Here is a 14,812-nt window from a genome sequence, read left to right on the forward strand (position 1 = left end):
GTTCTTTCTATATATGTTATACCAATCCATAGGATTGTCATTTTACATACTGTAATAATTATTATTCGCGTAATGTTACAGAAAAATAGAGGTAGCAATAAGTAAACTAAAGTAGTATATACAATCTTTTGATACGGAGGGTAAGCTTAAGATAGCTATTTATCCCGTTCTACCAAGGAAAGGAGCCAGTACATGAATCTAAGCATTGTGGTCCCTGTATACAATATAGAACGTTATATAACCCCTATGTTTGATTCACTCCTTACCCAAAGTGAACCGCATTTCGAGGTCATTATCGTGGATGACGGATCTACGGATAACACCTGCAACGTTATAGACAATATCCTCTCACTTAACCCCAACCTTTCCTGCAAAGTCATTCGAACGGAAAATCAAGGGGTTAGTGCAGCTAGAAATAGAGGCTTAGCAGAAGCCACAGGGAAATATGTGTTGTTTCTAGATGGAGATGACTATATCTCTGCTGACTTAGTGCGGACCATTCATTCCTATACGCAACCATCTGACCCCGAGATTATTTGCTGGGGCTATAACCATGTCTCAGAGGACGGAGTCACAATTTTGAGCTACGCTTCTGCTTATAGCAACATAACAGGTAGTGAAGCACTGACTCAGATTTTCGTGAACAAAAGCTTACGGATATGGACAGGGAGCATTGCATACAAACGGGAATTATTACTCCTTCATGGCCTCCAATATACAGAGCGCTGTGTGAATGGAGAAGATCAGGAATTTATCTACAAAGCCTTGTCCAGAGCCGCCAGCGTCATCACGTTACCGGATGTATTATCGTTTTATTTACAAAGAAACACGTCGATTTCCAACAGCTATAATGTGAAAAAATTTGATGTCGTCGGTGTATTCAAACGAGTCGATGCCTATTTTGAGGCCCATCCCTTTGAGCAGCTGGATATGATATCTCCTTATATAAGAAATCGTGAGCTGATCGAGAATTACTTTTTCAACCTAAAGACCTGTCTTAATGGGACCGACGGCGTAAGCATTCAGGAGTTACTTCGCGATATCGATCATACCTATCCTGAGCTAAATCAAGAAATGTATGAACTCATAAGACGTTATAAAGGTAATGATCGAAGATTAGCCCTTTATATCCGAGCATTCTTAATCTCCCCGCTTCTATATCACAGGTTCATTTCTGTGGAGAGAAGCTTATCCAGGTTCAAGCGAAAGGAATCTAGAATATGAAAAAGATGCTGATCTATGCCTATACCGAATTTAATTTGGGCGATGATTTATTCATTAAGGTGCTATGCGAAAGATATCCGGATACCGAATTTAGAATCTGTGCTCCACGCCTATACAAGCTTTGCTTCAAGGAGATTAAGAACCTCAAAGTGTATCCTTCGGATTCCATCCTCCTAAGAGGCATTGGCTATATTTGCAGAAGGTTAAAGATACATAATGTGGCGCAACAATATTTGGTCAATCACTCAGATGGCGTTGTTCATATCGGCGGCTCGATTTTTATGCAGGCAGAGCATTGGGCAGAGCATTTCAAGAACGCGGAGGCCATTCGTAACAAGAATAAGCCCTACTATTTATTAGGATCTAATTTCGGCCCTTATACAGATGAAGAGTACTATGAGGAGCACAAGTGGATCTTCAAGGACTACACAGATATCTGCTTCAGAGAACAATACTCTTATGATTTATTTGATGATCTGGACAATGTCCGGTTAGCGCCAGATATTATTTTTCAGCTAGACCCGCCAGACCTTCACAGCGAACCCGAGGATTACATCGTCTTATCCGTCATTAAGCCTTCTGCGAAAGGTCTGAACGGTTTTGACAACCTCTATTATGAAAAAATGAAAGAACTCGCAATTTATTTCATTGAAAAAGGCTACGCTGTTCATTTTATGTCATTTTGCGAACACGAAGGCGATCAGCTAGCGATTGAAGAAATCCAGAGTCTTATGGGCTCCTCCTACGAGGACGCCATTCAAGTGCATTTATATAAAACAAATATGGAAGAAGTCTTGGCCGTTCTAGCCAAAGCTAGCTTTATTGTGGCTTCAAGATTCCATGCGATGATCCTGGGCTGGGTATTTAACAAACCGGTGTTTCCCGTAGCTTACAGCAAAAAAATGATCAACGTAATGGAGGATGCCCACTTCAAAGGGTTATATGCCGATTTCACTACGCTGGAGCAGCTCCAGCCTGCGCAGGTTTTTGAAAGTATGACTACTCACTACATGGATGTAACAACGCAAGCAAAACAGGCCGAGAGACATTTCGAGCATCTGGATACGTATTTATCGCTTTACGAAAGGAGGATACGTTATGAGAGCCAAGCGGAGCATTCTTAACTTATCCTTTGGACTGGGAAGTCAGCTCATCACGATCATCCTTGGTTTTTTCATCCCCCGACTGATTATGGTGAACTATGGCTCAGAGGCCAATGGTTTGATCGCTTCTATCGTACAGATCATTAGCTATTTGGCTCTGCTGGAAGCCGGTGTTGGGGCAGCCTCTATTCAAGCACTTTATAAGCCGGTAGCTTCGGATAATAAGAACCATATCAACTCTATACTAGCCGCCACCTCCAGTTACTATAAAAAAACAGGCATTTACTATTTCTTCGCTGTCCTGCTACTCGCCATCGTGTATCCGCTAGTGATCTCGTCTGAAATCGATAAATTATCGATTATGCTCATTATTTTACTTACAGGGATGGGCGGAGCGATCAATTATTATTTTCAAGGGAAATTCAAGGTTCTGCTCGCTGCCGAGGGTAAAAGCTATGTAGAGACTTCTATTGTCACTATGGCAAATATTCTGAACAATGTAATTCGGATTCTGTTATTACTTCAAGGTGTAAATATCATTGCTGTGCAAGCTTCCTATTTCATATTGACCATACTTCAAATCGTCGTCTTCTATATCTATATCAACAAGCATTACAAATGGATCAACCTAAACCTCAAACCGGACTATGAAGCGATTGGTCAAAAAAATTCCGTGTTAGTCCATGAGATCTCCTACTTAGTGTTCAGAAATACCGACGTGCTTATATTAACTATCTTTACGAATCTGAAAATTGTTAGCATCTATGTCATGTACAATATGATTTTTACGATTGTAGATAACATCGTCCAGACCATAAACGGAAGTGTGAAGGCTGCCCTCGGGCAAAGCTATCATGAGAGCAAAGAAGCATTTATTAAATTTTATGATGCTTACGAAGTGTACTTTATGGGGCTGATCTTCTCAATTCTAACGGTGGCTTACATTCTAATTCTACCTTTTATGAAATTGTATACCGCTGGTGTAAACGACGTGAATTATATCGATATGTGGCTGCCCATCTTGTTCGTAGTCATCAAATTATTAACCAATGCCAGAGCTTCTTCCAATAATGTAATTACCATCGCCGGGCATTTCAAGAAAACACAAAACCGCTCCATTCTGGAATCCGCAATTAATCTGGTGGCTTCTGTTGTCTTCGTGATCTTCATGGGGATTTACGGTGTATTAATGGGAACGATAGCCGCCCTCTTATACCGCTCCATAGATATTGTGGTCTATGCCAGCAAACATCTGCTAGATCGGAGCCCTTGGGTCACTTTTAGAAGATGGCTCACGAATGCAGTGATTTTTGTGGGTATTATTCTGATCACTACCACCATCGACATTCAAATTAATTCCTATTTTGCGATTATGATGTGGGGTGTCCTTTTAGGGCTTGTGATCCTGCCTATATATTTCGTGATCGCCTCTTTGATGGAACGGGAAGTTTTCCTGTATACATGGGGTCATCTCAAAAAATATCGATATAAACTCAAGAGTAAACTTGCAGCTAGACCTAAGGTAAGTGGTTTGTCCAAATAAAACATCAGGAGGTCCTGAAATGGAGCATAGTGAGGTTTTGCAGCAAGCTTGTTACGTCTTTCTAAATGACCTAAATGATGAAATAAACCCTTCATCTGCCCATCAAATGGATAATACGGAAATAGTCCAAAAATGCCGTCTAATTATAGATAAAGAACAAAATCCGCAAATCAAAGCCTTTTTAGAAACCTTATCTGAGGTGATCCATGCTTATCTCACAGAGAGAGCTTCAGAGGATTCATTAAGGTTCTATCTCTCAGAGCAATTCAGTATCAAGAACGAAGAAATCGACGGGTTGATTCATAGGTTAGTCGCAATCACAAAACAGTCTTCAGATACGGATAGTACTCACCCAGCAATCCGTCCATTAGCCGAGTATCCCAAGGTCAGTATCATTATCACTACTTACAATCGAAAGGGATTCCTATATCAAGCGATCCAAAGCATCTTAAAGCAAGACTATCCTCATAAAGAGATCACAGTGATCGACGATTGTTCTTCAGATGGCACGGAAGAGTTGATGTATCAAAGCTTCGGGGATGAGCCGCGAGTAATCTACATGCGGAATGAAACAAATAGCGGACCTGGCAATAATCGGCGGAAGGCCTTTGCTGCTCATGCGGATGGAGAGTATGTTCTTTTTCTCGATGATGATGACTATCTGATTGATATGAATTACTTAAGTAAGGCAGTGGATTTTCATATCCTGCATCCTGAAATATCATTTGTAGCCGCTAATGTATTTCTAGAATATTCAAAGGCTAAGCAACTTAAGATCAGTAGTCTACAGCTAAGTAGAGTTATTAAGAAGCAAGATTATTTCATGAATTTTGAGAAAAAAGGATACCCGAAGCCATCCTCCACATTAACAACTGTCTTTAAGCGTGAGGCCTTAATGGCTATGGATATCCTGCATATGAACATGGTCAACGATGCTTCTATTTATCTGCGTTCCTTGTTGATCGGTGATGCTGGCTTTATTGATACCATTGCCGGTGTGTATAGATTACACGGGGACAATATTACCTTTAATCTGAGTCAGGGATTCTTAATTGAGAATCTAGAAGAGAAGATGTTGATTAAGAATATGGCCGTTCAGAAATATGGATATAGCGAGCAAGAAATGACGGAATGGTTTAACCATAATGCTTATGATACGATTTCATACTATTTATTAAATTCTGCAAAAGACGCTACAGACTTTAAATTCATGTATCATTGGGCCCTTAACCATTGCCCGCCGATCTACAATCAATTAAGAAATGAATTTCGTACGAAGCTGATTAAAAAGCAATTACTACGGATTTCGTTACTTCGAACACTGCTCGGAAGATGATTCACGCATTAGCTTATCGAGCAGCAGCAAAAATCCCTTCACCTCTTCTTTAGGGATGTCGGCATACTTGTCTCCGATACTAATCTCACAATAAGAACTATGGTCTCCCGTTGGTCTTATCGCTGCGCTTAAGCCGATTCCTGTTGCCTCATATACAGAAGACAGGATCGGTTCAAGGCTCTCCCTAGACATTTGAAAATGCATATGAAACATGTTGGAGACAGGCTCAGTAGGTAGCGTAGTTACGGCATGACATTGATTAACTAAAGCAGCAAGCTCCTTAGCCCCTTCATAATACTGCTGCATTTTACCCTCTCTTTGCCGGAAATAATAATCAGAGGAGATGATGTATGGGTAGAGGCTAATTAGGTCTCCACCATGCCGCCGTTTCCATATCTTCGATTGCTTCGTAAACTCCTCGCTACCTGCAAGAATCGCACCAGCAATCCCCCCGATTCCTTTATACAGTGAGATATAGACACTATCAAAGAGTGCGCAGATCTCTGCAGCTGTCTTGCCATAATAGGGAAGCGTCTCAAGCAATCTTGCCCCATCCAAATGCAGCTTAATTCCGCGAGCTCGGCAATGTGCAGAAATCGCTTCAAGCTCTTTATATTCCGGTAACTGTCCGCCAATTTCGCGCTGCGGCAATTCAAGCAGCAGACAAGCAATATCTTCCTTCATATGTAACACATCATCCAAGGTGATTAGTCGATCCTTGTCCGCAAGGAGGACAGGCTCGATATGATGCAATTCCTTCAACCCATCCTGCTCATGGATCTCCAAGTGACATAAGGGATGATAGGCAACTCTCTTGAGTCCTTTTTCATCACACCATATTCTTAAGGCGATTTGCTGTGCCATCGTTCCACTCGGAAAGAAGACTGCTGTTTCTTTTCCAAGAAGCTTAGCCATCTCCGACTGAAAATCTTCAATGACCTTCCCAGATCCATAAATATCAGAGGCCGTACTGTTCTCTACAACTTCAAAGGCTTCCTTCAAGACTTGCGCATCTCTATTTCCATGTCCTACGATTCGATAAGTCGTTTCATTAAATGCCTCTTGCACTGATTTTTTTCCGTTCATTCGATGAATTGCCCCTTCCGTGTTTGCTTTGTCCCTAATATAGACGAATTTCAAAATATCCCATCTTAATTTTACCCGATCTAAGGTGAAAAAACATGAACGCTGTGCTACAATATTGAAATTGCAAAGGCAATCTTAGGGAGGGTTATTGAATCACATGCTCATTATTGGTATCGCCGGCGGTACCGGCTCGGGAAAGACAACCGTAGCCCGCTCCGTCATTGACCGTCTTGGAACGGGAAAGGTAACTTTCATATCACAAGATAACTACTATAAGGATCATTCACACCTCAGCTTCGCTGAACGTGAATCCATCAATTACGATCATCCTTTCGCTTTCGACAATGAGCTGCTTATTGAGCATCTTAAATGTTTGCGAGAGGACAAGACTGCATATGCTCCGGTATATGACTTCACAGCACATGCCCGCTCCACTACGGAAACCGTAGAACTGCAACCAAACAACATTGTAATCATCGAGGGACTCCATGTTCTATCCGACGAGAACCTCCGCGATATGCTCGACATCAAAGTATTTGTTGATGCTGACCCTGATGTTCGTATCCTCCGCCGAGTACTCCGGGATATCGAGGAACGTGGCCGGAGTATCCAATCGATTCACCATCAATATTTAAGTACAGTTAAGCCAATGCACGAAGCTTTTATTGAGCCATCCAAGAAGTACGCCGATTTGATTATCCCTGAAGGTGGCCACAACGAGGTTGGTATTCAGTTGCTGTCCATCTTGACCGAGAAGCATCTGACGAACGATTGGACGTCCTAAAGTTCTTAAATATCTAGTTCTAACCCTAGCTGTCGAGATTCTCTCGACAGCTTTTTTGCGAGCTCATCCCCAAATCTGCAGTAGATTATTCAAAGAATAATCCCACCGCATTTTGGTAATAGCTAATTTCACAGCAGCTTGCGGAAGAGGGATAACAACTATGGGATTTCTGAACAGGACAATCACTAAAATATTCAAAAACCCTTCAATAGGGCAGCCCAACCCCACTAAAGAATTACCTAAAGAACCTCTCAAAGAGAACCTTCAAGATAATATTGAACACATAAAAACAGCGCTAGGCAATAGCACAGACCTTGTAATCAGAGATTTCTTCATTGGGTCAAAGCAACAGATAAAGGCCGCTATTTTCTATACGGATGGACTGGCTGACAGTAAAGCTATTCAGGATTTCATTCTAGAGTCTCTTGTCTTAGAAATTCCAGATCTGAACTTAGAACCTGAGAAAGACAACTATTCCTTATTAAGAAATCACATGCTTACCGTAGGTGATATCAAAGATGCTACGGAGTTTAATTCTTTAATGACCTCCCTATTATCCGGAGATGTGATTCTCTTACTAGATGGATACGCCAAGGGCTTCACGATTGGTATGCGTGGATGGAAAGATCGTGGTGTAACAGAAAGTGCCACCGAAACGGTGATCCGTGGACCTAAGGAAGCCTTCACAGAAAGCTTACGTACCAACACTGCCTTAATCCGCCGGAAAATAAAAGACCCTAACCTGTGGTTAGAAACGCAACCCATTGGACGGGTTACCCAAACAGATGTTGCGATTATGTATATCAACGGAATTGTAGATGACGGGATTGTACAAGAAGTACATTCACGTTTAGATCGGATCGATGTTGATGGTATCTTGGAGAGTGGCTATATCGAGGAATTAATCGAGGATGAAACCTACACTCCTTTTCCAATCATTCATCATACCGAACGTCCTGATGTTATTGCAGCTGCACTTATGGAAGGTAAAGTAGCCATATTAGTAGATGGAACACCAATAGTGATGACGGTTCCTACTACATTCGTTTCCTTCATGCAGACCGCTGAGGATTATTACCAACGTGCCGATGTCGGTACCTTAGTTCGGATGCTCCGTTATTTTTGTATATTCATTTCACTATTAGCTCCATCTTTATATGTAGCTATTACTACATTCCATCAAGAGATGTTGCCTACAACCCTACTCATTAGTTTGGCTGCTCAACGGGAAGGCGTACCGCTTCCAGCATTTATTGAAGCACTTTTAATGGAGCTTGCCTTTGAAATTCTGAGGGAAGCCAGTGTACGCATGCCTCAAACCATAGCCCAATCTGTCTCCATTGTAGGAACTCTAGTCATTGGAACAGCAGCAGTAGATGCCGGCATTGTTTCTGCAGCCATGCTCATTGTCGTTGCTGTTACAGCGATCTCTAGCTTTGTTCTACCGGCCTTTGATCTCGCCCTGACGGTCAGAATGCTCCGTTTCCCAATGATGTTTCTAGCCGCTTCTTTCGGATTGTTCGGGATCATTATCGGGATTATTGCGATTGTTCTGCACATGTGCAGTTTACGCTCCTTTGGAGTTCCTTATATGAGCCCGCTAGCTCCATTTAATCTTGTTGATCAAAAGGACACCTTTTTCCGAATGCCTCGTTGGGCTATGTTTACCCGTCCTAAGCTAATCAATCAAAAAAATCTCGTTCGGGAAAAGAGTACACCACCGGAAAAACCGGGAGATCTAACGGAGGAATAAATCGTGAAACGAAAATCGCTTCTGATTTACGTTCTTATTCTCATGCAAATATTCCTAACAAGTTGCTGGAGCCGACAGGAGCTAAACAAAATTGCGATTGCTGAAGGAATTGGATTCGATAAACATAGAGATCAATATCAAGTTTCTACACAAGTTGTGTTGCCCAGTCAAATTTAATACCTACTCTAAGGTAAAGGGCAGCATGCGGAATGGCAAACCACAAGTCAGTATCCAGCAACATATGGAAGCAGATTTAGCAGAGGTACAATGTAGAGATTTAGACCTAACGAACCCACAGACCATTACCGAATTAGAACAAAATATCAACAAGGAAGTTTCAGATCTATTCGAACGTACGATTAAGAAAGTGCAAAAAGAATACAAAAGCGATATTTTTGGATTTGGCGAAGCCATCCATCGCTCTAATCCACAGGCATGGAAGAAGCTGAGGAATAATTGGGATCAATCCTTTGTTAATCTGCCGGTAAGCATAACAATGGATTGTAAGATTCGGTTGCTGGGAAAGCAACTAATTCTTTCTTGGAAGAAATGAAGAGAGATAACTAGGAGTGAACGAAGCCATGTTAGAAAAGGGAAAAATAAGTACCCGTCAGCTAGCCATTCTGGTTATGCTCCTTACTATTGGGGATTCTATCCTTATAATTCCCTCTTCCACTACACACTACGCCAGACAAAATGCCTGGATCTCCACTTTAATTGGGATGATAGCAGGTTTATTAGCAGTCTATATGTACAGCAAGTTCGCAAAATCATATCCAAAATTAACGCTTATTCAAGCGATTCAAAAGACCTTTGGAAAATGGATAGGGACTATTATATCCCTTACAGTTTTAATGTATTTTCTTATGGTCGCCGTTGGAAGTATGCGAGAAATCGGTGATTTTGTGACCTCAGAAATGTTGCCTGGAACCCCTATTCCGGCCACTCTAATCTTATTTATACTGATCGTGATCATGGCATCGCGACTCGGTATTGAGGTTATAGGGCGAGCTAGCGAGATCTTCATTCCCATGTTCATTGTCTTATTTCTAATCCAGACGAGTGCTATTATTCCTCAGATGGAAATGGTCAGAATGCTGCCCATATTGGAGGACGGAATAAAGCCTGTTCTAAGAGGGGCTATCTCCATCACTACTTACACCTTTTTAGAAACAGTTGTCTTTCTCATGATACTTCCTTATGTAAATCAACAAAAAAAGATAACAAAGAGTTTCTTACTGGGTACGCTTCTAGGCGGTATTGTAATTTTCATTACGCTTATCGTTTCCATTCTGGTGCTAGGCCCGGATCTAACGACCAGAGATGTATATCCTAGTTATAACATCGCAAGGCGCATATCTGTTGGTGGATTCTTCGAACGGGTTGAAGCCATGATAGCTCTACAGTGGATGTTAACTTTGTTCATAAAAGTAACTTTGTACTTCTATGCTTTCATTCTGGGGTTATCCCAATTATTAAACTTAAAAGAGTATCGAGTATTATCCTTACCCACAGGGATAATTTTAGTGGCACTCGCTCCACTCATTGCCCCGAATTTCACTTATTATAACGCTATTTTTGATAATTATTGGGTGTACTATGTTATAACCTTTGGGATATTTCTACCCTTGGTGTTATTAAGTGTGGGCATGTTTCGTAGAGCACTCAGCAAAGACTTGACATCTCGGAACTAAAGATTGTATGGGAGGTTGTAAATATTGAGTATAGTAGCGATCCTCATCATTGTAGCCGTTATTATAGCCATCGAAGTGCCTCTTATGCTAAGGAAAAAATTAATCAAGGAGCTTTGGGTTTTTTCATTTCTTCTGTTGCTGGGAACTTTTTTTAGTCTGATTTACGTAATGAATATCACGATCTCCGACCCATTAGCTTGGATGGTGTTCATCTATAAACCTGTAGCCGATATGGTAAATGCCTGGTTATCTTAAAAATAATGGGACCACACTCGAGAGAACTGACGGAGGAATACATCATGAAACGAGGATCACTTCTGCTTTGTCTTCTTGTTCTCATGCAAATAAGCTTAACAGGTTGCTGGAGCCGCCAGGAATTGAACGATCTTGCGATTGCTGTAGGGATCGGAATCGATAAAATTGGAGATCAATATCAAGTTTCTGCACAGGTGGTTTTACCCAGTCAAATCGCTGGCTCAAAAGGTGGAAGTCCTCAATCGCCCGTTAACCTTTACAAAGAGACAGGAAATACTGTATATGAAGCGCTTAGGAAGATCACAACCATTAGTCCACGTAAAATTTACATCTCTCATCTGCGGATCTTAGTCCTCAGCGAGGCTCTGGCTAAAGAGGGAATCCGTGACGTTCTTGATTTCATGTCAAGAGATACCGAAGCGCGAAATGATTACTTTATAGTGGTGGCAAAGGATGCCAAAGCAGAAGATGCTCTGAAAATATTAACTAGCCTCGAAAAAATTCCTGCTGTGCGATTGTTCTCCAGTCTGGAAACATCGGAGAAAAAATGGGCACCTACATCTACTGTGACATTAGGAACACTGATTACAGAACTTGTGAGTAAGGGTAAAAATCCAGTCTTAACAGGGGTTGTCATCAATGGAAATGTAGATGTAGGAGAAACTCCGAAGAATGTAGAAACCGTAGATTCTCCAACAGAATTGAAATACTCCGGATTGGCCGTATTCAAAGAGGACAAATTGATTGGTTGGCTAAACCAAGAGGAATCAAAAGTGTATAACTATTTAACTAATAAGGTAAAGAACACGGTTTCCTTCATTAATTGTCCCCAAGGTAAAAAGATATCTCTTGAAATTTTTGAGGCCAAATCGAAAATAAAAGGCAGCATGCAAAATGACAAACCAGAAATCAGTATCGAGCAATTTATAGAATCAGATATAGGAGAGGTTCAATGTAGAAATCTAGAACTGACCAATCCAAAGGTCATCACCGAATTAGAACAAATCGCTAACCAGAAATTAGAAAATTCATTCGAAACTACTATTAAAAAAGTACAACAAGAATATAAAAGTGATATTTTTGGATTTGGCGAGATCATCCATCGCTCTAACCCACAGGCGTGGAAGAAACTGAGGAATAACTGGGATCAAACCTTTGTTAAATTGCCAGTAAACGTAAAGATGGACATAAAGATTCACCAGTTAGGAAAAGTGACTAACTCTTTCTTAGAAGAGATGAAGTGATAAAAACTGGAGTGAACAAAGCCATGCTCGAAAAGGGTAAAATAAGTACTCGTCAACTTACCATTCTTGTAACGCTCCTTACCATCGGGGATTCTATTCTCGTAATCCCCCCTTCCACTACACACTACGCCAGACAAAATGCATGGATTTCCTCCTTAATTGGAATGGCCGTAGGTTTACTAGCCATCTATATGTACAGTAAGGTCGCAAAGTTATACCCCAAACTAACGCTTATCCAAATCATTCAAAAGGTTTTTGGAAAATGGTTAGGGACTCTTCTATCGCTTTTGACCTTAATGTATTTTCTTGTCGTCACCGTAGGAAGTATGCGGGAAGTCGGTGATTTCGTGACTTCAGAAATGTTACCTGGAACTCCTATTCCGGCCACTCTAATCCTATTTATACTGATTGTCATTATGGCAACGCGACTCGGTATTGAGGTCATAGGACGAACTGGTGAGATCTTTACTCCCATGGTTATTATCCTATTTCTGATCCTGACGGTTGCAATTATTCCTCAGATGGAAATAGTCAGAATGCTGCCCATATTGGAAGACGGAATAAAGCCTGTACTGAGAGGGTCTATCTCCATTTCGGCATACACCTTTTTAGAACCCGTTGTCTTTCTAATGTTCCTCCCTTATGTAAACCAACCACAAAAGATAACAAAAAGCTTATTACTGGGCTGTTTCCTAGGTGGTATTATAATCTTCCTGACCATCGCTGTTTCCATATTAGTACTAGGTCCAGACCTGACGACAAGAGATATATATCCCAGCTATAACATAGCAAGGCGAATATCCGTTGGTGGAATCTTTGAGCGGGTTGAAGCCATGATAGCTCTATTGTGGATGTTAACCTTGTTTATAGAGGTAACTTTATACTTCTATGCTTTCGTCCTGGGTTTATCCCAATTATTAAACTTAAAAGAGTTTCGAGTGCTAACTCTACCTACAGGATTGATCCTAGTTGCACTAACACCTCTTATTGCCCCAAATTACTCCTATTACAACACCGTGTTTGATAATTATTGGGTGTACTATGTTATAACCTTCGGGTTATTTCTACCCTTGGTATTGTTAGGCGTGGCGATGTTTCGAAGAGCACTGAGCAAAGACTTGAAATTTCGAAACTAAAGATGGTTTATAAGGTTGTAAATATAGGTTGGATGGTGTTTATCTATAAACCCGAGAGATCTAACGGAGGAATACACTATGAAACGAAGATCACTTCTGCTTTGTCTTCTTATTCTCATGCAAATAGGCTTAACAGGTTGCTGGAGTCGAGAGGAACTGAATGATCTCGCGATTGCCGTAGGGATCGGCATCGATAAGATCGGAGATCAATATCAAGTTTCTGCACAAGTGGTTCTACCCAGTCAAATCGCTGGCTCAAAAGGGGGAAGTCCTCAATCGCCCGTTAACCTCTACAAAGAGACGGGGGATACCGTATATGAAGCCCTTAGAAAAATCACAACTATAAGTCCACGTAAAATCTATATCTCTCATCTGAGGATCTTAGTCCTCAGCGAAGATCTGGCTAAAGAGGGAATCAGTGATGTTCTTGACTTCATGTCCAGAGATACTGAAACACGAAATGATTACTTCATAGTCGTGGCAAAAGATGCCAAGGCAGAAGATGCTCTGAAGATATTAACCAATCTCGAAAAGATTCCTGCTGTGCGGTTATTTTCTAGTCTGGAAACATCGGAGAAACAATGGGCACCCACATCTACTGTGACATTAGGAACACTGATTACAGAGCTTGTAACTAAGGGGAAAAGTCCAATCTTAACCGGGGTTGTCATCGTTGGAAATGTAGAAATAGGAGAAACTCCGAAGAATGTAGAATCGGTATATTCACCAACACAATTGAAATATTCAGGGCTGGCTGTATTCAAAGAGGACAAATTGATTGGTTGGCTAAATCAAGAGGAATCAAAAGTATATAACTATTTAACTAATAAGGTAAAGAACACGGTTTTCTTTATCCGATGCCCCGAAGGAAAAAAGGTGTCGCTTGAGGTCTTTGAAGCCCATTCCAAAATAAAAAGCAGCATGCATAGTAACAAACCAGAAATCACTATTGAGCAGCATTTGGAGACAGATTTAGGAGAGGTGCAATGTAGAAATCTAGATCTGACAGACCCAAAGACCATCACCCAATTAGAACAAATTGCTAACCAGAAAGTAATACATCTATTTGAAAGCACTATTAAAAAAGTACAACAAGAATACAAATCCGATATTTTTGGATTCGGCGAAGTCGTACATCGCTCTAACCCACAGGCGTGGAAGAAACTAAGGGATAATTGGGATCAGACCTTTGCTAACATACCAGTAAGTGTAAAGATGGACATTAAGATTCGCCTGTTAGGGAAAGTGACTAACTCTTTCTTAGAAGAGATGAAGTGATAAATTGGAGTGAACGAAACGATGAAGTCTCGAAACTAAAAAATGGTTTGGGAGGTTGTGAATATTGGGTATAATAGTTCTCATCGTACTTGTAGCCGGTAGCATAGCCATTGACGTGCCCCTGATGTGGAGGAAAAAATTAATCAAGGAGATGTGGGTGTTCTCATTTCTTCTATTGCTAGGAATCTTTTTCGGTGTTATTAAAGTAATGCATATCTCGATCCCTAACCCTTTAGGTTGGATGATATTTATCTATAAACCCGTAGCCGACATGGTAAATGTCTGGTTGACTTAACGATGGAACTAAACCAATCCCTTGAGATGGCTTAGTCCCCGTAATTAAATGTTGCTGCCAAATCAGCAAGCGCTATCTCCC

At 41.0% G+C, this 14,812-nt stretch carries 14 protein-coding genes; 13 read left to right on the forward strand and 1 reads right to left on the reverse strand.

Annotated elements, in window-relative coordinates; genetic code table 11:
• Window positions 1–192: 192 nt before the first annotated feature.
• From NSS67_RS01310 to NSS67_RS01325, 4 genes are read left to right on the forward strand one after another with little or no spacing between them, the layout of a single operon-like run.
• Entirely contained in the window at window positions 193–1,224 is a 1,032-nt protein-coding gene (locus tag NSS67_RS01310; RefSeq protein ID WP_339317988.1) for a glycosyltransferase family A protein, read from the forward strand.
• A complete protein-coding gene (locus NSS67_RS01315; protein WP_339317989.1) occupies window positions 1,221–2,348 on the forward strand; it encodes a polysaccharide pyruvyl transferase family protein in 1,128 nt (375 codons plus the stop codon). The genes NSS67_RS01310 and NSS67_RS01315 overlap by 4 nt, the downstream gene beginning before the upstream one ends.
• The gene (locus NSS67_RS01320) at window positions 2,323–3,870 is read left to right on the forward strand and encodes a sugar isomerase (RefSeq protein WP_339317990.1); all 1,548 of its coding nucleotides are present in this window, start codon (window positions 2,323–2,325) and stop codon (window positions 3,868–3,870) included. Before NSS67_RS01315 ends, NSS67_RS01320 begins: the two co-directional genes overlap by 26 nt.
• Window positions 3,871–3,889: 19 nt before the next feature.
• Window positions 3,890–5,206, forward strand: a complete 1,317-nt coding sequence (locus NSS67_RS01325) for a glycosyltransferase family A protein (protein WP_339317991.1) — start codon at window positions 3,890–3,892, stop codon at window positions 5,204–5,206.
• On the opposite strand, the gene NSS67_RS01330 is transcribed toward NSS67_RS01325, so the two are convergent.
• The gene (locus NSS67_RS01330; protein ID WP_339317992.1) at window positions 5,180–6,292 is read right to left on the reverse strand and encodes a beta-eliminating lyase-related protein; all 1,113 of its coding nucleotides are present in this window, start codon (window positions 6,290–6,292) and stop codon (window positions 5,180–5,182) included. The genes NSS67_RS01325 and NSS67_RS01330 overlap by 27 nt on opposite strands.
• A gap of 157 nt (window positions 6,293–6,449) precedes the next feature.
• On the opposite strand from NSS67_RS01330, the gene udk reads away from it, so the two are divergent.
• The 9 genes from udk (at window position 6,450) to NSS67_RS01375 (ending at window position 14,731) form a co-directional block, all read left to right on the forward strand.
• The gene (udk, locus tag NSS67_RS01335; RefSeq protein ID WP_339320468.1) at window positions 6,450–7,076 is read left to right on the forward strand and encodes a uridine kinase; all 627 of its coding nucleotides are present in this window, start codon (window positions 6,450–6,452) and stop codon (window positions 7,074–7,076) included.
• Between the two features lie 160 nt (window positions 7,077–7,236).
• Window positions 7,237–8,829 (forward strand): spore germination protein, encoded by a 1,593-nt coding sequence (locus NSS67_RS01340; protein ID WP_339317993.1) that lies wholly within the window; start codon window positions 7,237–7,239, stop codon window positions 8,827–8,829.
• Window positions 8,830–8,920: 91 nt separating this feature from the next.
• Window positions 8,921–9,382 (forward strand): Ger(x)C family spore germination C-terminal domain-containing protein, encoded by a 462-nt coding sequence (locus NSS67_RS01345; RefSeq protein ID WP_339317994.1) that lies wholly within the window; start codon window positions 8,921–8,923, stop codon window positions 9,380–9,382.
• A 28-nt stretch (window positions 9,383–9,410) separates the two neighbouring features.
• Window positions 9,411–10,523: an endospore germination permease gene (locus NSS67_RS01350; protein WP_339317995.1), complete on the forward strand. Its 1,113-nt coding sequence runs from the start codon at window positions 9,411–9,413 to the stop codon at window positions 10,521–10,523.
• A 24-nt stretch (window positions 10,524–10,547) separates the two neighbouring features.
• Window positions 10,548–10,778, forward strand: coding sequence for a hypothetical protein (locus NSS67_RS01355; protein WP_339317996.1), 231 nt, complete (start codon window positions 10,548–10,550; stop codon window positions 10,776–10,778).
• A gap of 44 nt (window positions 10,779–10,822) precedes the next feature.
• Window positions 10,823–12,022: a Ger(x)C family spore germination protein gene (locus NSS67_RS01360; protein WP_339317997.1), complete on the forward strand. Its 1,200-nt coding sequence runs from the start codon at window positions 10,823–10,825 to the stop codon at window positions 12,020–12,022.
• Window positions 12,019–13,158, forward strand: coding sequence for an endospore germination permease (locus tag NSS67_RS01365; RefSeq protein WP_339317998.1), 1,140 nt, complete (start codon window positions 12,019–12,021; stop codon window positions 13,156–13,158). The genes NSS67_RS01360 and NSS67_RS01365 overlap by 4 nt, the downstream gene beginning before the upstream one ends.
• Before the next feature lie 78 nt (window positions 13,159–13,236).
• A complete protein-coding gene (locus NSS67_RS01370) occupies window positions 13,237–14,436 on the forward strand; it encodes a Ger(x)C family spore germination protein (RefSeq protein ID WP_339317999.1) in 1,200 nt (399 codons plus the stop codon).
• Window positions 14,437–14,500: 64 nt separating this feature from the next.
• Complete coding sequence (locus NSS67_RS01375; RefSeq protein WP_339318000.1) at window positions 14,501–14,731, forward strand: hypothetical protein; 231 nt, start codon at window positions 14,501–14,503, stop codon at window positions 14,729–14,731.
• Window positions 14,732–14,812 lie beyond the last annotated feature (81 nt).

It is taken from the genome of Paenibacillus sp. FSL R10-2734, assembly GCF_037963865.1.
In the GTDB taxonomy this organism is placed as follows: domain Bacteria; phylum Bacillota; class Bacilli; order Paenibacillales; family Paenibacillaceae; genus Paenibacillus_AQ.